Source organism: Streptomyces sp. NPDC050997, assembly GCF_040660135.1.
In the GTDB taxonomy this organism is placed as follows: Bacteria; Actinomycetota; Actinomycetes; order Streptomycetales; family Streptomycetaceae; genus Streptomyces.
On the sequence record NZ_JBFAGK010000001.1, the window covers coordinates 242,282 to 265,022 of the forward strand.

At 70.5% G+C, this 22,741-nt stretch carries 18 protein-coding genes and 1 pseudogene; 10 read left to right on the forward strand and 9 right to left on the reverse strand.

Going from position 1 to position 22,741, the window contains the following annotated elements:
- Nucleotides 1-2 precede the first annotated feature (2 nt).
- The 4 genes from AB0H86_RS01115 to AB0H86_RS01130 all read left to right on the forward strand — a co-directional run bounded on the left by AB0H86_RS01115 (nt 3) and on the right by AB0H86_RS01130 (nt 5,624).
- Nucleotides 3-2,885 carry a glycoside hydrolase family 2 TIM barrel-domain containing protein gene (locus AB0H86_RS01115; RefSeq protein ID WP_362431355.1) on the forward strand — a complete coding sequence of 961 codons (2,883 nt, stop codon included), beginning with the start codon at nt 3-5 and terminating at the stop codon, nt 2,883-2,885.
- A gap of 141 nt (nt 2,886-3,026) precedes the next feature.
- On the forward strand, nt 3,027-4,022 hold the full coding sequence (locus AB0H86_RS01120) for an ATP-binding cassette domain-containing protein (protein ID WP_362431358.1): 996 nt from the start codon (nt 3,027-3,029) through the stop codon (nt 4,020-4,022).
- Nucleotides 4,022-4,825, forward strand: coding sequence for an ABC-2 family transporter protein (locus AB0H86_RS01125; RefSeq protein WP_362431361.1), 804 nt, complete (start codon nt 4,022-4,024; stop codon nt 4,823-4,825). Before AB0H86_RS01120 ends, AB0H86_RS01125 begins: the two co-directional genes overlap by 1 nt.
- 4 nt (nt 4,826-4,829) lie before the next feature.
- Nucleotides 4,830-5,624, forward strand: a complete 795-nt coding sequence (locus AB0H86_RS01130; RefSeq protein ID WP_362431364.1) for an ABC-2 family transporter protein — start codon at nt 4,830-4,832, stop codon at nt 5,622-5,624.
- A gap of 17 nt (nt 5,625-5,641) precedes the next feature.
- Here AB0H86_RS01130 and AB0H86_RS01135 read toward each other — a convergent pair whose 3' ends face one another.
- From AB0H86_RS01135 to AB0H86_RS01150, 4 genes are all read right to left on the reverse strand, one after another.
- Nucleotides 5,642-6,928 (reverse strand): MFS transporter, encoded by a 1,287-nt coding sequence (locus AB0H86_RS01135; protein ID WP_362431366.1) that lies wholly within the window; start codon nt 6,926-6,928, stop codon nt 5,642-5,644.
- 144 nt (nt 6,929-7,072) lie between these two features.
- On the reverse strand, nt 7,073-7,642 hold the full coding sequence (locus AB0H86_RS01140; protein WP_362431368.1) for an NAD(P)H-dependent oxidoreductase: 570 nt from the start codon (nt 7,640-7,642) through the stop codon (nt 7,073-7,075).
- On the reverse strand, nt 7,639-8,649 hold the full coding sequence (locus tag AB0H86_RS01145) for an RNA polymerase sigma-70 factor (RefSeq protein ID WP_362431371.1): 1,011 nt from the start codon (nt 8,647-8,649) through the stop codon (nt 7,639-7,641). Before AB0H86_RS01145 ends, AB0H86_RS01140 begins: the two co-directional genes overlap by 4 nt.
- On the reverse strand, nt 8,646-8,861 hold the full coding sequence (locus tag AB0H86_RS01150) for a hypothetical protein (RefSeq protein WP_362431374.1): 216 nt from the start codon (nt 8,859-8,861) through the stop codon (nt 8,646-8,648). The genes AB0H86_RS01145 and AB0H86_RS01150 overlap by 4 nt, the downstream gene beginning before the upstream one ends.
- 194 nt (nt 8,862-9,055) lie before the next feature.
- Here AB0H86_RS01150 and AB0H86_RS01155 point away from each other — a divergent pair, with 194 nt between their 5' ends.
- A complete protein-coding gene (locus AB0H86_RS01155; RefSeq protein ID WP_362431377.1) occupies nt 9,056-10,375 on the forward strand; it encodes a jacalin-like lectin in 1,320 nt (439 codons plus the stop codon).
- 134 nt (nt 10,376-10,509) lie between these two features.
- On the opposite strand, the gene AB0H86_RS01160 is transcribed toward AB0H86_RS01155, so the two are convergent.
- On the reverse strand, nt 10,510-11,424 hold the full coding sequence (locus AB0H86_RS01160) for a serine/threonine dehydratase (RefSeq protein WP_362431380.1): 915 nt from the start codon (nt 11,422-11,424) through the stop codon (nt 10,510-10,512).
- A gap of 80 nt (nt 11,425-11,504) precedes the next feature.
- Between AB0H86_RS01160 and AB0H86_RS01165 the strand changes: the two genes are divergently transcribed.
- From AB0H86_RS01165 to AB0H86_RS01175, 3 genes and pseudogenes are all read left to right on the forward strand, one after another.
- A complete protein-coding gene (locus tag AB0H86_RS01165; protein WP_362431383.1) occupies nt 11,505-12,473 on the forward strand; it encodes a LysR substrate-binding domain-containing protein in 969 nt (322 codons plus the stop codon).
- A gap of 34 nt (nt 12,474-12,507) precedes the next feature.
- Nucleotides 12,508-13,092, forward strand: a complete 585-nt coding sequence (locus AB0H86_RS01170; RefSeq protein WP_362431386.1) for a WHG domain-containing protein — start codon at nt 12,508-12,510, stop codon at nt 13,090-13,092.
- Nucleotides 13,085-13,531, forward strand: a pseudogene (locus AB0H86_RS01175) (alpha/beta hydrolase); the annotation flags it as partial. The gene AB0H86_RS01170 and the pseudogene AB0H86_RS01175, both read left to right, overlap by 8 nt.
- 189 nt (nt 13,532-13,720) lie before the next feature.
- On the opposite strand, the gene AB0H86_RS01180 reads toward AB0H86_RS01175, so the two are convergent.
- Nucleotides 13,721-14,632, reverse strand: a complete 912-nt coding sequence (locus AB0H86_RS01180) for an isocitrate lyase/phosphoenolpyruvate mutase family protein (RefSeq protein WP_362431389.1) — start codon at nt 14,630-14,632, stop codon at nt 13,721-13,723.
- A gap of 196 nt (nt 14,633-14,828) precedes the next feature.
- The gene (locus AB0H86_RS01185) at nt 14,829-15,872 is read right to left on the reverse strand and encodes a rhamnogalacturonan acetylesterase (protein ID WP_362431391.1); all 1,044 of its coding nucleotides are present in this window, start codon (nt 15,870-15,872) and stop codon (nt 14,829-14,831) included.
- A 202-nt stretch (nt 15,873-16,074) separates the two neighbouring features.
- On the opposite strand from AB0H86_RS01185, the gene AB0H86_RS01190 reads away from it, so the two are divergent.
- Nucleotides 16,075-17,754, forward strand: a complete 1,680-nt coding sequence (locus AB0H86_RS01190) for a rhamnogalacturonan lyase B N-terminal domain-containing protein (RefSeq protein WP_362431394.1) — start codon at nt 16,075-16,077, stop codon at nt 17,752-17,754.
- 12 nt (nt 17,755-17,766) lie between these two features.
- Here AB0H86_RS01190 and AB0H86_RS01195 read toward each other — a convergent pair whose 3' ends face one another.
- Both AB0H86_RS01195 and AB0H86_RS01200 read right to left on the reverse strand, forming a co-directional pair.
- Entirely contained in the window at nt 17,767-19,179 is a 1,413-nt protein-coding gene (locus AB0H86_RS01195) for an RICIN domain-containing protein (RefSeq protein ID WP_362431397.1), read from the reverse strand.
- Nucleotide 19,180: 1 nt separating this feature from the next.
- A complete protein-coding gene (locus AB0H86_RS01200) occupies nt 19,181-20,326 on the reverse strand; it encodes a glycoside hydrolase family 43 protein (protein ID WP_362431400.1) in 1,146 nt (381 codons plus the stop codon).
- Between the two features lie 216 nt (nt 20,327-20,542).
- Here AB0H86_RS01200 and AB0H86_RS01205 point away from each other — a divergent pair, with 216 nt between their 5' ends.
- A complete protein-coding gene (locus tag AB0H86_RS01205; protein ID WP_362431403.1) occupies nt 20,543-22,699 on the forward strand; it encodes an autotransporter in 2,157 nt (718 codons plus the stop codon).
- The last annotated feature ends 42 nt before the right edge of the window (nt 22,700-22,741 follow it).

Consider the following 22,741-nt stretch of genomic DNA (forward strand, 5'->3'; position numbering starts at 1 on the left):
CGATGTCTTTCCGCACCACCCCCGCTGTCGACTATGTCGAGGACGTCTCACCGGGCAGCGGGGCCCTCCCGCCCCGCGCCTGGTACGCGTCCTCGGACGCCGCGTCGCTGTCGCTGAACGGCAGCTGGCGCCTGCGGCTGTCGGCGACGGCCGACGCCGAGGACGACTCGTTCGCCGAGGCGGGCTACGACGCCGGGGAGTGGGCCGAGGTCGCCGTCCCCGGCCACTGGGTCCTGCAGGGCGACGGGGCCTTCGGGGCGCCGATCTACACCAACCACCTCTACCCCTTCCCGGTGGACCCGCCGCACGTCCCGACCGAGAACCCGACCGGCGACCATCTGCGGGTCTTCGACCTGCCGTCCGACTGGCCCGCGGACGGCGGGGTGGTGCTCCGCTTCGACGGCGTGGAGTCCTGCGCCAGGGTCTGGCTGAACGGCACGGACATCGGCGAGTTCAAGGGCTCCCGGCTGGCGCACGAGTTCGCGGTCGGCCATCTCCTCAAGCCGGCCGGCAACGTGCTAGCGGTCCGCGTCCACCAGTGGTCGGCGGGCTCGTACCTGGAGGACCAGGACCAGTGGTGGATGCCGGGCATCTTCCGTGACGTGACGCTGCTGCACCGTCCGGCGGGCGGTGTGCTCGACTACTTCGTGCACGCCTCCTACGACCACGCAAGCGGCGAGGGCACCTTGCGCGTCGACTCCGACGTCGACGGCCGGGTGCTCGTGCCGGCCCTGGACATCGATGTCGCGACGGGCGAGCCGGTCACCGTCGGGGTGCTGCCGTGGACGGCGGAGACCCCGAAGCTGTACGACGGCGAGCTGGTGACTCAGGGCGAGCGGGTGCCCCTGCGCATCGGCTTCAGAACCGTCGTGCTCGACGACGGCCTGATCAAGGTCAACGGCACGCCCGTACTCTTCAAGGGCGTCAACCGGCACGAGTGGCACCCTGAGACGGGCCGCGCGCTCGACCTGGAGACCATGCGCGAGGACGTGCTGCTGATGAAGCGGCACAACATCAACGCCGTGCGCACCTCCCACTACCCGCCGCACCCGGCCTTCCTCGACCTGTGCGACGAGTACGGCCTGTGGGTCATCGACGAGTGCGACCTGGAGACCCACGGCTTCGTCGAGCAGGACTGGCGGGACAACCCGGTCGACGACGACCGCTGGACCCCGGCCCTCCTGGACCGCGCCGCCCGTATGGTCGAGCGGGACAAGAACCACCCGTCGATCGTCTTCTGGTCCCTCGGCAACGAGGCCGGCACCGGCCGCGGCCTGACCGCGATGGCCGAGTGGATCCACGGCCGGGACTCCTCGCGGCTCGTGCACTACGAGGGCGACTGGAACTGCCGCGACACGGACGTGTACTCGCGGATGTACGCCTTCCACGACGAGGTCGACAAGATCGGCCGGCGCGCGGACGGTGGCACCGAGAGGCGTCGCGAACTCCCCTTCATCCACTGCGAGTACGCGCACGCCATGGGCAACGGCCCCGGCGGACTCAGTGACTACCAGCAGCTGTTCGAGAAGTACGACCGTCTGCAGGGCGGGTTCATCTGGGAGTGGATCGACCACGGCGTCAAGCACCCTCAGCTGGGCTACGCCTACGGCGGCGACTTCGGCGAGGAGCTGCACGACGGCAACTTCGTCTGCGACGGCCTGCTCTTCCCGGACCGGCGGCCCTCCCCCGGCCTGGTCGAGTACAAGAAGGTCGTCGAGCCGGTCCGCATCGAGGGCGATGTCATCGACGGCGGCGACGGCACCGTACGGGTGACCAACCGGCACGACTTCGCCGACCTGTCCGCGCTGGTCTTCGAGTGGTCGTACCAGGTGGACGGCGAGACGATCGAGGCCGGGACGCTGAACGTGCCCGCGCTGGCGCCGGGCGAGTCGGCCGACGTGAAGCTGCCGGAGCCGCCCGCGCAGACGCGCGGCGCGGAGTCCGGGTGGACGGTGCGGGCGCTGCTGGCGGCCGACACCGCGTGGGCGGCGAAGGACCATGTGGTCGCCTGGGGCCAGGTCCCGGTGGCCGCCCGTCCGTCGCCTTCCGTCGCGCCCACCGGCCGGCCCGTGCTCGACGAGCGCCTGATCACGCTCGGTCCGGCCTCCTTCGACGCCCGGACCGGTGCGCTGCGGACGATCGGCGGGGTCGCGGTCGAGGGCCTCAAGCTGGACGTGTGGCGGGCTCCCACCGACAACGACGACGGCGCGGCGTGGCAGCCCGACGCCCGCTACGGCCTGCGGTGGCGGAAGCTGGGCCTGCACCGCATGCAACACCGTCTGGACTCCGTGGAGTCGGGCGAGGACGCGCTGACGGTACGGACCCGGGTGGCGCCCGCCGCCGGCGAGGTCGGCCTGAGCACGGTCTACCGCTGGACCTCGGACATCGACCGGCTGCGGCTGACCGTGTCCGTGCACCCGGAGGGCGAGTGGACGGTGCCGCTGCCCCGGCTCGGTGTCCGCCTCGGACTGCCGGGCTCGACGGACCGGGTGCGCTGGTTCGGCGGCGGCCCCGGCGAGGCCTACCCGGACACCAGGTCGGCCTCGATGACGGGCCGTTGGGAGTCCTCGGTCGACGAGCTGCAGACGCCGTACGTGCGCCCGCAGGAGAACGGCGCCCGTGCCGACGTCCGCTGGGCGGAGCTCGGTGGCCTCAGGGTCGAGGGCGACCCGGAGTTCTGGTTCAGCGCCCGGCGCTGGACCACCGAGCAGCTGGACGCGGCCTCGCACCTGACCGACCTCAAGGCCGGGGACACGGTGTGGGTGAACCTCGACCACGGTCTGCACGGGGTGGGTTCGCAGTCCTGCGGGCCGGGCCCGCTGCCGCAGTACTTCCTGCGCGCCGAACCGACGGAGTTCTCCTTCGTCTTCTCGGTGATCGACTAGGACTTTCCGTCCAACTCGGTGATCCATAAATCCATTGACCGATTGATCGACATTCTGCAACGGTCATGATGTGCCCCGCGGCCGGTCGGCCCTCCAAGCCGACCGGCCGCAACTCTTGCTCACAGCAGAGGAGCCCAACGCGTGAGCGGAAACATCGAGGTCCGTGGCCTGTCCCGCGTCTTCCACACCGGCGTCCGCCGCCCCGGCTTCACGGGCGCGCTGCGGTCCCTGGTCAACCCGGAGCGGGTCGCCAAGCACGCCGTCTCCGACATCACCTTCGACGTCTCGCCCGGCGAACTCGTCGCCCTGCTCGGCCCGAACGGTGCCGGCAAGTCCACCACCATCAAGATGCTCACCGGCATCCTCACGCCCAGCTCCGGCGAGGCGAGGGTGGCGGGCCTGGTGCCGTACCGGGAGCGCGAGCGCAACGCCCGCAACATCGGGGCGGTGTTCGGGCAGCGCACGCAGCTGTGGTGGGACCTTCCGGTGCGCGAGTCGTTCGCGATCCTCAGGGACATCTACGAGGTGCCGAAGGCAGACCACGCGGTCCGCCTCAAGGAGTTCGACGACCTGCTCGACCTGTCGTCGTTCTGGGACACCCGGGTACGTCACCTCTCCCTCGGCCAGCGCGTCCGCAGCGACCTCGCCGCCGCCCTGCTGCACGACCCGCAGGTCGTCTTCCTCGACGAACCGACCATCGGCATGGACGTGGTGGTCAAGGAGCAGGTACGGGAGTTCCTGCGCCACCAGGTCGAGGAACGCGGCCGTACCGTCCTGTTGACCACGCACGACATGACCGAGGTCGAGCGGCTCGCCGAACGGGTCATCCTGATCAACCACGGCCGGCTCGTCCTGGACGGCGGCCTCGACGAGATCCGCCGCAGGTTCGGCTCGACCTGGCAGGTGCGGGCGACCCTCGCCGACGCGCAGACCGAGGTCGTACCGCTGCCGGGGATCGCGGTGCTGCGACATGAGGCGTCGCAGGTCGTGTTCGGTCCCGACGGACCCGACGCGCCCTCCGTGCACCAGGCGCTGAAGGCGGTCATCGAGCGGTACGAGGTGACCGGCATCGCCATCGACGAGGCGGACCTCGAGGACGTGATGCGGACCGCCTACGCGCAGGCGGGGGCGGTGTGATGGCCGTACTCCACGCCTGGCGCACCGCCCGTGTCACTCCGCTCGGCGAGCTGCACACCCCGCCCCGGATGACCGCCGTACTGCTCCGGCTGACCGTGCAGGTGGTGCTGGTGGCCTCCCTGTGGCACGGCCTGTACGCGCGCACCGGCACCACCGCCGGCCTCGACCGCGACCAGGCGGTCACCTACGCCGTGCTGGCCGTACTCGCCTCCCGGCTCAGGGAGTTGGAGCAGTACGCGGGCCGGGACACCGTCATCCAGCACATGCACTACGGCACCATCGTGTACTGGTATCTGCGCCCGCTGTCGCCCCAGCGCTACTACGCCCTGCGGGCCCTCGGGGAGCAGCTGTACGGGTTCGCGTGGGCGCTGGGCGGATACGCGGTGTGCCTCGCCGCCGGGGTCGTGGAGCCGCCCGGGTCGGCGGCGGTGGCGGGGGTGTTCGCGCTGAGCCTGCTGCTCGGGCAGTGGGTGTTGTACTACGTCATGCTCGTCACGGACCAGTGGTGCTTCTGGGCGCTGCGCAACAACGCCGCGCTGCTGATCCTGATCTTCGCGCAGAACCTGCTGTCGGGGGTGTACGCGCCGCTGTGGTTCTTCCCGGACTGGTTCGTGACCCTGAGCTCCTTCATGCCCTTCCAGGCGACGCTGAGCGTGCCGCTGTCGCTGTACATCGGCCGTATCCCGCTGTCGGACGCGGCCGGCCAGCTGGCGATCCAGGCCGCCTGGGTCGTGCTGCTCGCCCTGTTCACCCGGTTCCTGTGGCACCGCGCCGCCCGTCGTGTCATCTCCCAGGGAGGCTGATGCCATGCATGCCGTCCGGATCGCGTGGCGTGTGACGCGTCTCAACTTCCGTGCCCAACTGGAGTACCGCTCCGAGTTCCTGCTGATGATCGCGGTCGGCGCGATCTGGCAGGTGTCCGTGATCGTCTTCGCGACGGTGCTGCTGTCCCGGTTCACCGGGATGGGCGGCTGGAACAGCTCGGAGGTGCTGCTGATACCGGCGACGCGGATGCTCGCGCACGGGTTGTTCGTGCTGGTGCTGGGCCGGATGCACGGCGCCGGCCGGCTGATCCAGGAAGGCATGATCGACGCCTACCTGCTGCGCCCGATGCCGGTGCACCGCCAGGTCCAGCTCGCCTTCTTCCCCACCAACGCGATCGGTGACCTGACCGTCGCGGCCGGCCTGATGGCGGGCGCGCTCAGCCGCAGCGAACTGGACTGGACGGCGGGCCGGACCTCGTACCTGATCGCCGCGATCCTGGGCGGCATGCTCCTGGAGGCGGCCCTGTTCACGGTGGTGGCCTCCGCCTCCCTCCGCTTCCCGGCCGCCGACTACTGGGGCCGCTGGCTGGAGGAACTCCTCGGCACCTTCGGCAGCTATCCGCTGAACGTGCTGCCGAAGGCGGTGGGCGGCTTCCTGACGTTCGGTCTTCCGCTGGCGTTCGTCGCGTACTTCCCGGCCGCCGTCCTCACCGGGCACGACACCGGCGTCCCTTACTGGCTGGCGGCGGCCTCCCCGCTGCTGGGCGTGCTGGCGTACCTGGGGGCGCGGCTGCTGTGGCGGCGGAGCCTCGCGCACTACGCGGGCGTGAACGGATGACGGCCTCGGCCTCAGCCTCAGCCGCGGTCCGACCGCCGGATCGGGGTGAACAGGGCGGCCACCGCGATCAGTACGCAAGCGCAGCCGGCGACCAGGCCGACCGGGGCCGTGCCCTGCCGTTCCGCCGCCCAGGTCAGGACGGCCGCGCCGATCGGGGCGGCGGCGTACTGGAGGGTCCAGAAGGCTGAGGTGACGCGGCCCAGGAGCGGTTCCGGGGTCACTTCCTGGCGCAGCGACATGGAGCAGGTGCCCGCGATGCCGACGCAGGCGAGGAAGGCCGCGCTCAGGGCCGCGACCACGGGTACGTCCCGGGCCCAGCCCAGGCCGGCGAAGGCGAGCCCGCTCACCGCGACCGCGCCGGTCCAGGTCCGGCCGAAGCCGAGGCCGCGGCGGATCCGGGCGACCAGCAGGGCGCCGGTGATGGTGCCGAGGGCGCCGACGGCCATGACGGTGCCCACCGTGCCGTCGTCGTGGCCGAGGTCGTGCTTGAGGTGGTAGATGACCAGGTCGTTCAGGCCGAGGGTGAGGAAGCTGAAGACGAACAGCAGCGCGGTGAGCGAGCGCAGCACCGGATGGCCGCTCAGGAAGGCGATCCCGACGCGCAGGTCCCGCCACACGCTCGTCCGCTCCGCCGGGGTGCCGTCGTCCCCGGAGCGCGCGGCGAACCGTACGAAGAGCATGCAGGCCGCCGAGACGCCGAAGCTGGCCGCGTCCACGCCCACGGCGGCGGCCGGGCCGGTCCAGGCGGCCACCACTCCCGCGCCCACCGGTCCGAGGACGCCGGCCGCCGCGGCGGTCGCGTTCAGCCGGCCGTTGGCCTCCGTGAGCTGTCCGGTGCCGACCAGGCCGCGGACGACGGTGACGTAGCCGACGGCGAACAGCATGCCGACGGCCTCGCACAGCGGCAGGACCACATAGAGCAGCCAGACTCGCGGCCCGAACAGCCACACCAGCGGGATCACGCCGTACAGCACCATGCGCACCAGGTCGCAGAGGATGAGCAGACGACGGCGGTCGACGCGGTCCACCAGGGTCCCGGCGAACACCGCCGCCAGCACGGAGGCCGACCCGCCGACCGCCGTGAGCAGGCCCATCCGGGCGAGTGAGCCGGTGGTCTGGAGCACCAGCAGGGGCAGTGCGATCAGGGCGAAGGAGTCGCCGAGGACGGACAGGGTCTGCGCGGCCCAGAAGATCCCGAAGTTCCGTTGCCGCCACAGCGGGCGCGGTTTTTGGGGCGGGCCCGTGCGGGAGCCATGCGGTGTCCGGCTGCCGGGTTCCTCCGCGCGCTGTGCCTCGTGTGTCATGCCCCTCCCCGTGTCCACGCCACCTTAAGGCGTCCGTGGCGTCACCGGGCCGCGCCGGTTGGACCCCAACGCCCGGACGGGGCAGGTGAGTTCACGGGTAGGGCGACATGCCGGCTCCCGGGCGGTGTTGTGGTCGGCGGCGGTTCAGGCAGCCGTGCGCAGCGGGCCGAGTGCCCGTGCCCACGCCAGCAACTCGTCGACCAGCCCGTGCACCTGGGCCACGTGCCGCTCCTGCGGCTTGAACTCGGTGAAGGCCACGAAGTCCTCGCGCAGCGACAGCGCCACCTGCGGCCCGATGTCCGCCATCCGCAACGGGCCCGCCTGCGCACGGAGCTTCTGTACCGCCATGACCGCGCCGAAGACGCCGTAACCGACGTAACCGACCGGCTTGCCGCCCCACTCCTCGTAGAGGTAGTCGATGGCGTTGGTCAGGGCGGCGGGCGGTGCGGTGTTGTATTCGGGCGTGACGACGATGAAGGCGTCGCACGCGCCGATCCGCTCGGCCCATTTCCTGGTGTGCGGCTGCCGGCCCGGCGCCCTCATCGCCGGCACGGGTTCGTCGAGCAGCGGCAGCCCGTGGTCCTTCAGGTCCACGAGCTCCAAGTCCGCGGCGTCGCCGATGTGTTCGGCCGCGAGGTCCCGCACCCACCGGGCCACCCGGTCGCCGTTGCGTCCGGGGCGGGTGCTGCCGATGATGACACCGATCCTGATCATGTCCGATTCTCCTGTTCCGGTTCGGTTGTGCCGAACCTGTCGCTGCCGATGAGGTGACCGTCTTCGCTGCTGAGCTCGTCGAGCCAGTCCGCGTCCGGACGGAACTGCCGCGTCTCGCGCAGGACCGCCCATGCGTCCGCCACGGGGCCCATGTGCCCGAGCTTGTCGGGGTTGCTCACCGTGCGGATCGCCTGGATCCGGCCGTCGAGGACGTCGAGGGTCCAGGTGTTGATGACCTTGCCGTCCCGGTCGCGGAAGATCGCGCCCGGCTGGCCGTTGACCTGGTGCGGTTCCAGGACGCCGCCGATCCGGGAGAACGGCGGGAGGAGGACGGAGAGCACCCGGGACACCTGGTCGGAGCCGAAGAAGCCCCCGGCCCACTGCGGGGCCTTGCCGCCGCCGTCCGCGACCAATGACACGTCGGCGGCGAGGAGTTCCCGCAGCCCGTCGACGTTCCCCTCCCTGAGGGCGTCGAAGAACCGCTCGGCGAGCTCCTCGCGCTCCCTGCGGTCGGCCTCGAACCGGGGTCGGCCCTCGTCCATGTGGCGGCGCGCCCGTACCGCGAGCTGGCGGCACGCCGCCTCCGACCTGCCGACCGCCGAGGCGATCTCCGGGAAGCCGAAGGCGAACACCTCCCGCAGTACGAAGACCGCGCGCTCCAGCGGGCTGAGCCGCTCCAGCAGCAACAGGGCCGCCATCGACAGCGAGTCGGCCAGCTCAGCCGATTGCTCCGGGTCCTCGTACGGGTCGGAAAGCAGTGGCTCGGGGAACCACGGCCCGACGTACTCCTCCCGCCGGACCCGGGCCGAGCGCAGCGAGTCGATCGCGATCCGGGTGACCACGGCCGACAGGTACGCCTTGGTCGACGTGGGCCGGGTCGCGGAGAGCTCGTAGCGCAGCCAGGTCTCCTGGACCGCGTCCTCGGCCTCGCTCACGCTGCTCAGGATGCGGTAGGCGATCGAGAACAGCAGCGGCCGCAGCTGCTCGAACTCCTCGGTCCGGGTCATCCGAGGTCCTCCCGGAAACCCTGCCGCCACGACGGCCGGCGCGGGCTCCAGTTGGCGTCGGAGGAGCCGCGTCCCTCGGTCGTCCTCGTCACCTTGTGCACGATCACGTCCGGCCTGGCCGCCGCCAGCGCCGCCACCGCCGCCACCGCCTCGCCGACGGACACGGTCTCCGGTCTGTCCGTCACGATGCCGTTCGGCTCGAACACCCGCATGACCATCACCTCCCTGCTTCCGAATCGCGTTGTCGAGACCTGAGACGAGACAGCCCTGCCATCTGTGACATCGGAGATTGGGGAGGACTCTCACTGTTTCCCCAACTGCCCTTGCCCGTCACACTGGTTGACGGTCAACCTGAGTGGTGTTCACCTTCCGTCCCCACTTCCCCCATCGGAAAGACACCCCCACCATGAGAAGACTCCTTGGCGCCCTCGCGGCCGCCGCGCTGGCCGTGACCGGCCTCGCCGCCACCGGCGCGACACCCGCGGCAGCCGCCACCACCGGCACGTTCAACGTCCTGACGTACAACGTCGCGGGCCTCCCGGAGGGCCTGAGCTCCGGCAACCCGGAGACGAACACCCCACTGATCTCCCCGCGCCTGGCGGCGTACGACATCGTGAACGTCCAGGAGGACTTCAACTACCACGCGGCGCTCTACGCGGGGGACAACCACCCCTACCGCACCGCGACGAGCGGCGGCGTGCCGTTCGGCGACGGCCTCAACACCCTCTCGGACTACGCCTTCGAGGACTTCGAGCGGGTGAAGTGGAACAACTGCACCGGCACCAACTGCCTGACTCCGAAGGGCTTTTCGCTGGCGCGGGTGCGGCTCGCCGAGGGCGTCTTCGTGGACCTCTACAACGTCCACACCAACGCGGACGACACGGACGACGCGCTGGCCGCCCGCCGGGCCAACGTGGAGCAACTGTCCGACTTCATCCAGGCCAACTCCGCCGGCAACGCGGTGATCGTCATGGGCGACACGAACACCCGGTACACCCGCGCCGGTGACAACATCCGCACGCTGGCCGACGAGAACGGTCTGACCGACGCGTGGGTGCAGCTGGCGAAGGGCGGTACCCGGCCGACGCAGGGCGCGGACGCGCTGCTGTGCCCGACCACGGCACCGACCAACGGCTGCGAGGTGGTGGACAAGGTCCTCTACCGCGGCAGCAAGCTGTTCTCGCTCTCGGCCACGCGCTACAACAACGAGTGGGCGTCGTTCCTCGACTCGGCCGGCGGCAACCTGTCGGACCACTTCCCGCACACGGTCGACTTCTCCTACACCCTCAACTCGTCGTTGAGCGCGAGCGACTTCTTCGGCGGCCCGCACGGCACGGCGTTCAACGACTCCGACGAGCTGCCCGCGGCCCCCTCCCCCCGCACCCTGACCCTGCGCGGCGGTTCCCGCCTCGACGCGCTGTCCCTCACGCTCGACGGCGGTACGGTCCTCACGCACGGCGGCACGGGCGGCACCGCGACGTCCCTGACCCTCGCCTCCGGCGAGCACCTCACCTCGGTGAAGCTGACCCAGGGCCAGAAGGACAGCCAAACCCGGATCTTCTCGGCGGCCTTCACCACGGACAAGGGCCGCTCCCTGGCCTCCGGTACACCGACCACGGACACGAAGACGTTCACGGCCCCGTCAGGTCGGCAGATCGTCGGTTTCACCGGCCGTGCGGGCGACGAGATCGACAAGCTGGGGGTCGTGTACGCACCCATCGGCTGACGCCTCTTCCCCGCACCGGGCTCCGGGCCACCCCTCCGGCTTCTCGCAATCACCTTGCTATTGCGGGTAGTTGCGGGTAATTGCAAGAAGCCGGTGGGGTCCTTACCGTCACCCCCGGCGTGGCGCCTGTGCCGTCACTCGGGGGCCCAGTCGGCGTTCGCGCCGCAGACGATCAGGCACGGCAGGTCCCCGGGGACCCGGCCGGCCAGCCACGCGGCGAACGGGACGGCCGCGGCCGGTTCGACCGCGATCCGGCACTCCTCCCACAGCCGGTCGCGGGCCCGCATGATCTGCTCATCGTCGACCAGCACGGACGACACATCGTGTGCGGCCAGGACGGCGAAGGGGATCTCGCCGACCCGGCTCGCGCCGGTCGCGGAGGCGGCGACGGAGTCCACGGCCGAGTCCACCGGCTCTCCCGCGGCGAGCGCGTCGTGCAGGCAGCGGCAGTGCTCCGGTTCGACGGCGACGACACGACGCCCGGCACTCGCGAGTGCCGTACCGGCCGCCAGCCCACCACCGCCGGCCGCCGCCGCGATCGTGTCGACACCGGGCGCGTCGGCCACGATCTCGGCCGCCACGGTGCCCTGCCCCGCGACGACGGCCGGATCGTCATAGGGGTGGAGGAACCGACATCCCGGCCCCGCCGCGGCATCCGACGCCGCCGAGGCGGCCTCGGCGAAGGTGGCGCCGTGCCGCACCAGCCGCGCACCGGCGGCCTCGATGCGGCGGGCCTTCGCCGCCGGAACCGTCTCGGGCACATAGACCGTCGCGGACACGCCGAGCAGCGACGCGGCCGTCGCGACCGCCAGGCCGTGGTTGCCGCCGGACGCGGCCACGACGTGGTCGTCCAGAGGACCGGAGAGCATCGCGTTGAGCGCGCCGCGCAGCTTGAACGAGCCACTGCGCTGGAGGTACTCCAGCTTCAGCAGGACGCGCCGGTCGTCGATCTCCAGGTCCAGCAGCGGAGTACGACGGGCGTAGGGACGGATCCTGTCGGCGGCCGCGCGGACATCGGTGGCCGAAAGCATGTGGGTCGGACTCTTCATGGAGTCCATGCTTCATCGGCACCCCCATTAGCGCCAGCGACGATCGGTAAGCCGCCGTTAGTGATGCTTACGATGAGCACATGGCACGAGAGCTGAATGTCAACCGCCTGCGGGTCCTGATGGAGGTGGCACACGCCGCGTCCATCGCCGAGGCGGCGCGCAATCTGTCCTTCACACCCTCGGCGCTCTCGCAGCAGATCTCCAAGCTGGAAACGGAGCTCGGCACCCGTCTGCTGGAACGCCGCCCGACCGGCGTCACCCTGACCCCGGTCGGCGCCGTCCTGGTGGAGCACGCGGAGCGTGTGATCGGAGAGCTACGGCAGGCGCGCGCCGCTGTCGACGCCGCGATGGGGGCTCAGCCGCAGCGTCTCGCGCTGGGCTCCTTCGCCACCGCGGCGCAGGTACTGGTGCCGACGGCGCTGGCCGCGCTCCAACGCCGGTATCCCCGGGCCGAGTTGTCGCTTGTCGACATCGAACCACCCGACGGCTACGGACTGGTGACGTCGGACGATCTCGACGTGCTGATCACCCATCGCTACCCCGGTGTGGCACCCACCCCGCATCCGGGGCTCGACCGACAGCCGCTGCTCGACGACCCGCTTCGACTGGTGCTGCCCGTCGACCACCGGCTCGCCGAGAACGCCGCACCCCGCGGCATCAGCCTCGGCCGGCTCAAGAACGAGACGTGGATCTCCGGTGCACCGGGCATCCCGAACAGGACCTGTCTGGAAACGCTAGCCCGACAGGCAGGCATCGAGCCCCACGTCGCCTACGCGTCCGCCGACTACCAGGTCATCCTGGCGCTGGTCGGTGCCGGGCTGGGGGTCGCGCTCGTCCCCGAGAGCCTGCTCGCCGGCGCCGACCGCTCCCGGGTCTCGGTCCACAGTCTGCGCGGGCTCACCCCGGCCCGCGAGATCAGCATCGTGCACCGCCGCCGGCCCACCACCCTCGTCCGGGAACTCACCTCCTTCCTGCACACCGCCGCGGGCGCCCTCAGCCGTACACCTCAGGAAATGGGCCCGCAAAAGGACCCCCAGGACGTAACCTAGAGGCCCTAGGAAATCATCCAGTCCCGAGGTACCCATGCCCCGAGCCGGCCTCACCCCCGACCGCATCACCGCGGCCGCCGCCGATCTCGCCGACGAGGTCGGCTTCGACCACGTCAGCCTCTCCGGGCTCGCCCGGCACTTCGGCGTGAAGGACGCGAGCCTGTACTCGCACGTCAGGAACCTCCAGGACCTGCGCACCCGGCTCGCCCTGCTGGCCGGCGGCGAGATGATCGACCGGATCGCCGTGGCCGTCGCGGGACGGTCCGGGAAGGACGCGCTCGTCGCCTTCGCCGGGGCGTACCGGGACTACGCGCTTCAACACCCCGGGCGCTACGCGGCCACCCAGATCCGCATCGACCAGTCCCTCGTCGCCGACTCGCCCGCCCTGCATCGCACCGCCGAGATCACCTACGGCATGCTGCGCGCCTACGGCCTCGACGAGCCCGATCTCACCGACGCCGTACGCCTGTTGCGGGCCGCCTTCCACGGCTACTGCGCCCTGGAGTCCACCGGCGGCTTCGGTCACCCCCGTGCCGTGCAGACGTCCTGGGACAGGGCGATCGACGCCCTGCACATCACGCTCGAACACTGGCCTCGCGAGGAGAAGAGCCGTGACTGAGGAACAGCTCCATCACGACGTCCGTGGCAGCGGGCCCGTCCTGTTGGTCATCCCCGGTGGCGCCGGGCACCCCATGGGGCTCGACGCGATGACGGACGTGCTCGCCGAGCACTTCACCGTCGTCACGTACGACCCCCTCGGCCTCGGTCACGGCCGCCTCGGGCTGTCCGTCGACGACCAGCGGGTGGAGGAATGGAGCGACGGGGCGTGCCGCCTGCTCGGACAGACCCTGTCCGACGGGGAGTTGGCCTACGTTCTCGGCACCAGCTCCGGCGCCATCGCCGCCCTGGACCTGCTCGCCCGGCATCCGCAGCGGCTGCGGCACGTCGTCGCGCACGAGCCGCCCTGTGTGGGGGTGCTGCCGGACGGGGCCCGGCAGCAGGCCATGTTCCGGAGCGTGTACGACAGCTATCGTGCGGCGGGGCTCCAGGCCGCCGCCGCGCGGCTCGGCGCCGGGCTGGCGGGGCGGGAGGCGGGCGAGCTTCCCCAGGGGCAACCCCTTTCCCGTGACGAGGAGTTGGGTCAGCCGATGGCCGTCTTCCTCGCCCATGTCCTGGTGCCGTTCACCTCGTACACCCCCGACCTGGGAGCCCTTTCCCCAGGTCTCACCCTCGCCGCGGGGGCAGACTCACGAGGACAACTCCTGCACCGCACCGCCGAGTTCATTGCCGAGCGGACCGAGAGCCCCTTCGTCGAGTTCCCGGGAGGACACCTCGGTGCCGCGGAGCACCCCTTCGCCTTCGCCGAACGGCTCGTGGAGACCCTGCTTCCGGCCGTCCACAGGACTCGCTGACCACGCCTCGACCTCGGCGTACGACGGCGCCGCGCCTTGCACGGTCCGGCCCGCGCGGATCTCCCCCAGCGTCTCCAGCACCGCCCCCAACGCCCTGCGGTACAGCAACGAACCGAGGCTGACACGGCGTACGCCGAGGGCGGCGAGGTGGGGGACGGTCGCGCCGGTGGGCGAGTAGAGGATGTTGAGGGGAGCGTCGAGGCGTCGTACGAGGGCGGCGATCTGTGCCGGGTCGGTCAGGCCGGGGACGAACACTCCGTCGGCACCCGCCTGTTGGTAGGCGTCGAGGCGGGTCAGCGTCTCCGAGAGCCCACCGTCACCCAGCCAGTACGTGTCCGTGCGGGCGTTCACGAAGAGGTCGGGGGCTGCGGACTTCACCGCGGCGATCTTCCGGGCGTGCAGGGTGACCGGGCCCAGGCCGTCCTCCAGGTTGATGCCGGCCGCCCCGACCACGGACAGCTCGCGCGCCAGCTCCGCCACCCGCTCCGGGTCCTCGCTGAAGCCGTCCGCCGCGTCGACGGAGAGAAGGAAGGGCTCGCTGCCCAGCGTCAGAGCGAGTCGGAGGGTGTGCTCGCGGGTGGCCGGTGACCCGTCGGGCAGGCCGACCGCCGCGGCGACGGCGAGGCTCGTCGTGCCGATCGCACGGAAGCCCTGGGCGGCCAGGGCCGTCGCGGAGGCGTGATCCCAGGCGTTGGGGAGGAGCAGTGGCTCCTCGGGGTGGTGGTGCAGGGTGGCGAAGGCGGTCATGCCCGCCACGGTAGGCGCGGCTCGGTTCGGTACCGGCCGAAGTGTTCCGGCGACCGGCCCCCCAGACGAACGGATGACCTGGGGGGCGGTGTCACCGGGCCCGATGGGGGCCGTCAGCAGGCGAGCTTCTCAGAACGCGTACTTCACAGAAGGCGAACCTGGGGCACCCCGGTTCCGGTCGGGGCGCCCCAGGCGTTCATCCCACCCGTACCAGGCGCTTCGGCACCAGGTGCTGCGCGACGAGCGCGTCGCGGACCAGGCCCGCGTAGACCGTGGCGCCATGGGTGGAGGTGTGCGTGTTGTCCCGTTTCTCGTTGTAGAGGTACAGCGCCTTGGAGCCCTCGACACCCAGGGACTCCACGACCGCCTTCGTCCTCGCCGTCAGGTCGATCAGCGGCACGTCCTTAGCGGCGGCGACCGAGCGGACCACCTCAGGATGGTTCACGCCGAGGCCGTTGACCAGGAGGGCGGTGTCGTTGTTCAGCGTGCCGTCGGCGTTGAACCAGCGTCGCACGATCGGGGTGACGAGGACGGGCGTGCCGCCCTTCTCCCGTACGCCCGCCACCAGCGTCTCCAGGTTCGCCCGGTAGGTCGCCTCGTCGGTGGTCTTGTCGTTGTGGGCGAGCTGGACGAGGACCAGGTCACCGCGCCGGATCTCTGGTTGGACGGTGGCCCACAGCTGGGGGTTCCCCAGATACGTCACCGTACTCTCGCCGGAGTCCGCGTAGTTGGCGACTGACAGGCCCCTGCCCAGGTACTGCGGCAGCTGCTGGCCCCAACCGGTGTAGGGGTCGGCGGGCTGGTCGCAGACCGTGGAGTCGCCGACGAGGAAGATCTGGCGGGTGTGCCGGGCCGGGGTGACGCGGATGCCGGCGAGGGCCGGCGCCGAACCGCCGAGCGTGAGGTCGAGGCCGGCGGTGCCCGCGGGGCCGGTCGGCTCGCCCTCGGGGGTGCGGACGTTCACGGTGAAGCTGCGTGCGGCCCGCTCGCCGGCCGGCACCGGAGTCTCGGGGAGCAGCGCGCGCCGGGTCTCACCGCTGACGCTCGTGCTCGACCCGGCGGCGTCGCCGAGGAGGACCGTGACGTCGTAGGTGCTGGGCGGGACGTCGAAGTGGCAGGCGTCGGCGGTGCAGTGGTCGATGCCCAGGGGGCGCTGGCCGCCGTGCGCCTGGGCCGGTACGGCGGTCAGGCCGGCGCTCAGTATCAGCGCCGCCAGTACGGCGAGGTTGAAACGTCTCATACGGCTCCTCCGACAGTTCCGCGACGGGACGACAAGGCCTGGCGGCTGGACCGTACCGCTCCTGGCAAGCGCTTTCTAGACCTTGCGCGGATTTCACAGGGTCGCCAACTCCCAGCGAGCGAAAGCCCTTTCGCGAAATCGATTCAACTGCCACCCTGGCCCATCATCCGCACCCCCCACCTCCCGAAGGAGGCACCCCCACATGTCCGGATCCGCGAACAGACCGGTCCGACGCCGCGCCTTCGTCCTCGGCACCGCGGCTGCCGCCGGATCGGCCGCCCTCGCCGGACCGCTCGCCACGAGCGCGTCCGCCGCGGCCTTCGGCTACACCGACGACGGCTCGAACTATGTCGTCGACACCGGCGCCAACCTCGTCTTCAAGGTCAGCAAGACCAACGGCGACCTGACCTCCCTGGTCTACCGGGGCGTGGAGTACCAGGGCTACGGCGGCATGAACTCGCATGTCGAGTCCGGCCTCGGCACCTCCACCGTCAGCGTCAAGCAGTCCGGTTCGACGATCCTGATCTCCGTCGCGTACGGCACGCTGAAGCACTACTACGCGGCACGCAGCGGCGAGAACAACGTCTATCTGTGGACCAACAAGGCGGACACCTCCGTCTCCGCGACCCGCTACATCGTGCGCGTGAAGAAGGGCCTGTTCCTCAACGACGAGCCCGACTCCTACACGTACACGAACAGCACCATCGAGGCCTCGGACGTGTTCGCGAAGTCCGACGGCCAGACCCGCTCCAAGCACTTCTCGAAGCGGCGGGTGATGGACTACGACTACATCGGCTGGGCCGCCGGCGGCGTCGGCCTGTGGATCGTGCGCAGCAACCACGAGAAGGCCTCCGGCGGTCCGTTCTACCGCTCGCTGCTGCGCCACCAGAGCGCGGACGGCGGCGGCCTGTACGAGATCCTGTACTACGGCCAGAACCAGACCGAGGACCAGCGCTTCGGCCTCCAGGGTCCGTACGTCATCGCCTTCACGGACGGCGGCGCCCCCTCCTCGTCACTGTTCCCGGGCACCCTGACCACCTCCTGGGCGGACTCGCTCGGCATCTCCGGCTACGTCGGCGCGAGTGGCCGGGGCCGGGTCGCGGGCGTCGGGATCACCGGGCGCGACACGGCGTACGCGTACACCGTCGGGCTCGCCAACTCGGCGGCGCAGTACTGGGGTTCGGCCCGCGCCTCGGACGGCTACTTCTCCGTTGCCGGCGTCCTTCCGGGGGCGTACACGCTCACCGTGTTCAAGGGTGAACTCGCCGTCCACACCGCCTCGGTGACGGTCACGGCGGGCGGCACGACGGCCCTCAACTCGATCGCGATCCCGTCCTCGAACGACCCGTCCACGGCGAGCGCGATCTGGCGCATCAACGACTGGAACGGCACGCCGAGCGGCTTCAAGAACGCCGACCTGATGACGTACGCGCACCCCTCCGACGTACGGGCCGCCGCCTGGACCGGCAATGTGGTGATCGGCGGCGGCAGCGAGACCTCGGCCTTCCCCTGCTACCTCTGGAAGGACGTCAACAGCGGTCTGCTCGTCTACTTCAAGCTGACCGCCGCCCAGGCCGCCGCCGCGCACACCCTGCGGATCGGCGTGACGACGGCCTACGCCAACGGCCGGCCGCTGGTCACCGTCAACGACACCTGGACGTCGGCCATCCCCTCGCCGCCCACCCAGCCGAGCACCCGGTCGCTGACCAACGGGTCCTACCGGGGGAACAACCACACGTTCACCTACAGCGTTCCGGCGAGTGCCTGGCTCACCGACACCGGCCAGTACAACGTGCTGAAGATCGACGTGGTGAGCGGTTCGGGGACGACCGGCTTCCTCAGTGCGGGGACGGCGATCGACGCGATCGACCTGCTGGCCTGATCTGACTACCGCTCATGTTCCGCGCGTCCACTGCTGGTTGGTGGCTCCGTTGCATGTGTACGTGATGATCGCGGCGGAGTTGGCGGTGGACGCGCCGTTCACGTCCAGACATTCCCCGGTCGCACGGGACTTGAGGTTCACATACGAGCCGGTGGTGGTCACCGACCACTGCTGGCCGGTCGCCGAGGCGTCACAGTTCTCCTGGGTGACCGTGCTCGCGTTCTCCTGCACGCACAGGGAGCTGCCCCGGACCATCAGCTGGTAGTAGCCGCTGCCCACGGACTTGAACCAGTACTTCTGGTTGCCGCCGCCGTTGCAGTCGTACTGCTTGATCTCGGCACCCGGCCACAGCGACTGACTGGTCACGTCGGCGCATTTGGCGGAGTGCCGCGCGATCAGCGTGTTGTACGTGGCGCTCGTGCCGCTGATCGTGCCCGCGGCCGTGTCGATGGTGACCTCCGGCGACCAGGACATGGACATCGAGGTGGAACTCGGGAAGCTCAGCGGCAGCCACACGTACCGGGAGTCGTTGACGATCCCGCCGAAGGAGTTGCCCCAGCGGTCGCCCAGGTAGAGGTACGAGGTGCCTGAACTGCCCTGCACGGGAAGGACGTACGCGGTCTGCGAGCCGTAGGTCGTCGAGTCGCCGACGTTGGTCATCGCCGACCAGGGCCCCGACAGCGAGGTCGCCGTAGCGTACTGCTGCTGGTTGGCGCTCCAGCCGGTCGCGCCCGAAGTGAGCATGAAGTAGACGCCGCCCCGCTTGAAGAGCGCGGGTGCCTCCCGGTGGCCGCCGTGCCAGGGGTCGGCGACCAGGCTCGCGATGCCGGTGTAGTCGGCGGTGAGCCGGTAGATCTGCAGGTCGTAGTTCTCGCGGGCGGCGGAGACCATGTAGCCGGCCCCGTCGGTGTCCACGAAGACCGTGATGTCGCGGGACATGTGTTGGCCGAGTGGGCGGAAGCTGCCCTGCCAGGTGTAGTTGCCGTCGACGGTGCTCGACACGGCGACGGCGGCGCGGGCCTCGCTGTAGTCGGTGCCGTTCTCCTTGTGCATCCACATCACGAACTTGCCGGTGGACGCGTTGTACATGACCTTCGGCCGCTCGATGTTGGCGGTGGCCAGCTCCGAGGCGCTCGACTGGGTCAGGACGTGGTTACGGAACTCCCAGTTCTTCAGGTCGGTGGAGCGGTAGGCGTCCACGTACCGGAAGGTGTTGTCGGCGTTGCGGTTCTCGCCGAACCAGTAGTAGTAGTTCCCGACTTTGATGACCCCGCCGCCGTGGGCGTGTACGGGGTTGCCCGAAGCGTCCGTGAACTGCGTGCCGTTGGTGACCGTCTGGGGCGCGGCCTGGGCCGGTCCCGCGGTGGCGAGGGCGCCGAGCAGCGCCAGACACAGGGCGAGCAGGGCCGCGTACGCACGTCTCATCTCAGACACTCTCCTTGGCCGGGCCTGCTGAGGCGGCCGTCGCCGTGTCCGCCACGGGGATGCCGAAGTCGGGGGTGCCGTCGCGCTTCCAGCCCAGCTTCTGGACGCGGGTGTGGCGGTTGGGGTCGTTCAGCGGGTCGCCGACGATCTCCTTGTACTGGCGGGCGTGGTAGACGAGGACATCACTGCGCCCGTCCTCGGCGACCGTGAAGCAGTTGTGGCCGGGGCCGTACTGCTTGGTGGTGTCGTTGCTGGTGAAGACGGGCGTGGGCGACTTGGACCAGCTCGCCGGGTTCATCAGGTCACTGTCGGCGTCGGCGGTCAGCAGACCCATGCAGTAGTGCCAGTCGGTGGCGCTGGCCGAGTACGACAGGAACAGTCGGCCGTTGCGGGCGATGACCGACGGCCCCTCGTTGACCTTGTAGCCGATGGTCTCCCAGTCGTACTCCGGGGTGGAGAGCCGGATCTGAGGACCCGTCAGGGTCCATGGGTTCGCCATCCTGGACAGCCACAGCGCCGTGTTGTTGTCCAGCCCGGGCTCGTGCTGGGCCCAGGCGAGGTAGCGGCTGCCGCGGTGGGTGAAGGTGGTGGCGTCGAGGGAGAAGGTCTCCCAGGCCGTCTTGATCTGACCCCGCTCCACCCAGGTTCCCCTGAACGGGTCGCGGCTCGCGTTCTCCAGGACCCAGATGCGGATGTCCCACACGCTCTCGGCGGGCGCGGAGGCGAAGTAGATGTACCACTTGCCGCCGATGCGATGGATCTCCGGCGCCCAGATGTGGGCGCCCATGGGACCGGTCGTGTGCTTGGTCCAGATGACGGACTCGGCCGCGGTCGCCAGCCCGTTCAGGGTGCGGGAGCGACGCAGGATGATCCTGTCGTACTCGGGGGCGGTGGCCGTGAAGTAGTAGAAGCCGTCCGCGTGACGGTGGATGTGCGGGTCGGCACGGTTGCGGACGAGCGGGTTCAGATCGCGAGCCGCCTTCGGGGTCGGGGCGGCGTGCGCGATACCGGGGGTGGCCGCCGTCAGGACGCCCGCGGCCAGGGCGCCCTTCAGCAGCAGTCTGCGGCTGGGGATCTCGGAGGCTGTGGGGCCATCAGGGGGGTCGGCGGTATCAGGTGTATCGGGCAGGTCGTTGTCGCGGCTCATACGGACTGCCTCTCGGGGGTGGGGTGCCTGAGAGCGATGTTCGACACTTCGAACATCATTTGTTATGACGAACGCCGAAAAGGTAAGGGTGTGGAAGGAGGAGGTCAACGGGTTGGACGCGAAAGGGGAAATCGCTTTCTGTCGGGCGCCCGGACACCGGAACCGCTTCTTCTGTTTTTTCTGTTATCGGCCGGGGGTGCGATCCGTCTCCCGTACGTGCGCAGCCATACCCATAAGACAGCAGCGGCCGTCGGCGCCCTCGCGGCCGTGGCCATGATCGTCACCGTTCCCCCGGCGGCAGCGGCCGGAGCCCGCGATGTCACCGCCGACGTGCTCGCGGACCGGGACGTGACGCTCACCGGCGACACGGTCGTCACCGTGCCATCGGGGACGACGACGTACGACGGTGTGTTCCGCGGCGAGGGCACGCTCACCGTGCGCGGCGGCGGGACCCTCGTCCTCACCCGGGACAGCGACTTCACGTTGCCGAAGGCCCGGCAACGACAGCGGGTGGCGACGCCGGGCGGCAACCACCCCTACGTCACCGTGGCCGACCCGGACCCGCCGGTGATCACGGTCGAGCGCGGCGCGACCCTGCAGTACGGCAACGGCGGGACGGCCGGACTGATCGGCCACTTCCCCTACGACACGCCCGCGTTCCGGCTCAACCAGGACAACATCAGGGTCGACGGCACCCTGCGCCTGTCTCTGCGCAGCGCCTACAACCTGGGCACCATCAGCGGCTCCGGGCTGATCACCCAGCCTCGGTTCCTCTGGGGCACCTGGGACCTGTCGGGCACCCACGGCTTCTCCGGGGTGATCGACAACGGCACGCAGGTGAACGCCGGACGGCCCGAGTTCGCGACGTCGCTGCCGAACGTGCGCAAGGTCCTCAACCAGGGCACCTGGACCGTGGACACCCCGCTGGGACAGACGGTCACCATGGGCATGGACTTCTACCAGCGCGAGTACGGCAGCGACATCAACATCCAGTCCCGGCCGGGCAGCAAGGTCGTGCTGACCGGCCAGTACAGCTGGTCGAACCAGGGCGGCGACACCGACCCCGCACTGAGCGACCCCGCCCTGAACTGGACGCCCGCGCGGAAGAACGTCAACAAGCGCGGCACCAACATCAAGGGCGCCGACGTCCAGTGGGGCGACGGCACCACGCACCGGATCTTCATGCCGGGCACCGCCGAGACCGTCTACATCAACCTGCTGGCGGCACGCTCCCGCTCGAAGCTCACCTTCGACTACAACGGCCCGGTGACGCTGGGCGCCCCGATCGGCGGCGGCAGGTTCCACGACACGCTGTCCGCGCCCGGCGCCGGGGACATCGTGATCGCGGGGACCCACGGGAACGACGTGACCTTCGCGGCAGAGCAGTACTACGACGGCTCGACGACCGTGGAGAAGGGGGCGGTGCTGCGGCTCGGGTCGGCGCAGGGGGACGGTTCGCTGCTGACGGGCACCGAACGGCGCCGGGTGGTGAACGACGGGACGCTCGTCGTGCGCAACGCCAGGACCGCGGTCTCCCTGTCGCACGTCGGCGGCGCCGGGGCGTTGGTCCAGTCGGGCGCGGCCACCACCACACTCACCGGGACCGCGGTGACGTACACCGGGACGACGACGGTCACGAAGGGCACGCTCGCCCTGCGGAAGGGGGCAACTCTCGTGCGCAGCAAGGCGATTCGGCTCACCTCCTCCGGAGCGCGCCTGGACACCGGGACGGCGGGACTGCGGGTGGCGACCACACTGACCGGCAAGGGCACGGTGAAGGGGGCCGTCACCAACGAGGGCGTCGTCGCGGGCGGGATCACCGTCTCGGGCGGCTACACACAGCGGGCGAGGGGCGAACTGGTCCTGCGGGACGAGCCGTTGAAGGTGACGGGCACGGTACGGCTGGGCGGGGAGCTGGATCTGTCGGCGGCGGGCTCGGGTTCCGCGCGTGGCACGTCGGATCTCGCGCGTGGCACGTCGGATCCCGCGCGTGAGATCACGGTGCTCGACCACGAGGGACGCTCGAAGATCGCGGGGACGTTCCGTGGGCTGGCGGAGGGGGCGAAGGTCCGGCTCGCCGCCACGACGTACCGGATCAGCTACCAGGGGGGCGACGGGAACGACGTCGTGCTCAGCGCTGTTGCCGCGACCCCGACCGCGACGCCGAGCGGCAAGGGGACCATCGCGTCCGGCGGGATCCCGACCGCCGAGCCACGCACGGCGAACACCGCGAGCAGCCGGCTCGGCTGGTGGCCGTACGTGCTGGCGGTCGGGCTCCTCATCGGCCTCGTGCTGCCCGCCACCCTGCGCAGGAGGGGCGGCCGGGGCGGGGGTGGGCCGCGCGGGGGTGGGCGGCACGCCGCGCACGAGTGAGGACGCGTACGGCGGAGGGGCGAGCGGCGCACCCCGCACGAC

Coding starts and splice junctions, on each gene's coding strand:
- AB0H86_RS01115 (WP_362431355.1), top strand. CDS start 3: ATGTCTTTCCGCACCACCCCCGCTGTCGACTATGTCGAGGACGTCTCA.
- AB0H86_RS01125 (WP_362431361.1), top strand. CDS start 4,022: ATGGCCGTACTCCACGCCTGGCGCACCGCCCGTGTCACTCCGCTCGGC.
- AB0H86_RS01130 (WP_362431364.1), top strand. CDS start 4,830: ATGCATGCCGTCCGGATCGCGTGGCGTGTGACGCGTCTCAACTTCCGT.
- AB0H86_RS01135 (WP_362431366.1), bottom strand. CDS start 6,928: ATGACACACGAGGCACAGCGCGCGGAGGAACCCGGCAGCCGGACACCG.
- AB0H86_RS01140 (WP_362431368.1), bottom strand. CDS start 7,642: ATGATCAGGATCGGTGTCATCATCGGCAGCACCCGCCCCGGACGCAAC.
- AB0H86_RS01145 (WP_362431371.1), bottom strand. CDS start 8,649: ATGACCCGGACCGAGGAGTTCGAGCAGCTGCGGCCGCTGCTGTTCTCG.
- AB0H86_RS01150 (WP_362431374.1), bottom strand. CDS start 8,861: ATGCGGGTGTTCGAGCCGAACGGCATCGTGACGGACAGACCGGAGACC.
- AB0H86_RS01155 (WP_362431377.1), top strand. CDS start 9,056: ATGAGAAGACTCCTTGGCGCCCTCGCGGCCGCCGCGCTGGCCGTGACC.
- AB0H86_RS01160 (WP_362431380.1), bottom strand. CDS start 11,424: ATGAAGAGTCCGACCCACATGCTTTCGGCCACCGATGTCCGCGCGGCC.
- AB0H86_RS01165 (WP_362431383.1), top strand. CDS start 11,505: ATGGCACGAGAGCTGAATGTCAACCGCCTGCGGGTCCTGATGGAGGTG.
- AB0H86_RS01170 (WP_362431386.1), top strand. CDS start 12,508: ATGCCCCGAGCCGGCCTCACCCCCGACCGCATCACCGCGGCCGCCGCC.
- AB0H86_RS01180 (WP_362431389.1), bottom strand. CDS start 14,632: ATGACCGCCTTCGCCACCCTGCACCACCACCCCGAGGAGCCACTGCTC.
- AB0H86_RS01185 (WP_362431391.1), bottom strand. CDS start 15,872: ATGAGACGTTTCAACCTCGCCGTACTGGCGGCGCTGATACTGAGCGCC.
- AB0H86_RS01190 (WP_362431394.1), top strand. CDS start 16,075: ATGTCCGGATCCGCGAACAGACCGGTCCGACGCCGCGCCTTCGTCCTC.
- AB0H86_RS01195 (WP_362431397.1), bottom strand. CDS start 19,179: ATGAGACGTGCGTACGCGGCCCTGCTCGCCCTGTGTCTGGCGCTGCTC.
- AB0H86_RS01200 (WP_362431400.1), bottom strand. CDS start 20,326: ATGAGCCGCGACAACGACCTGCCCGATACACCTGATACCGCCGACCCC.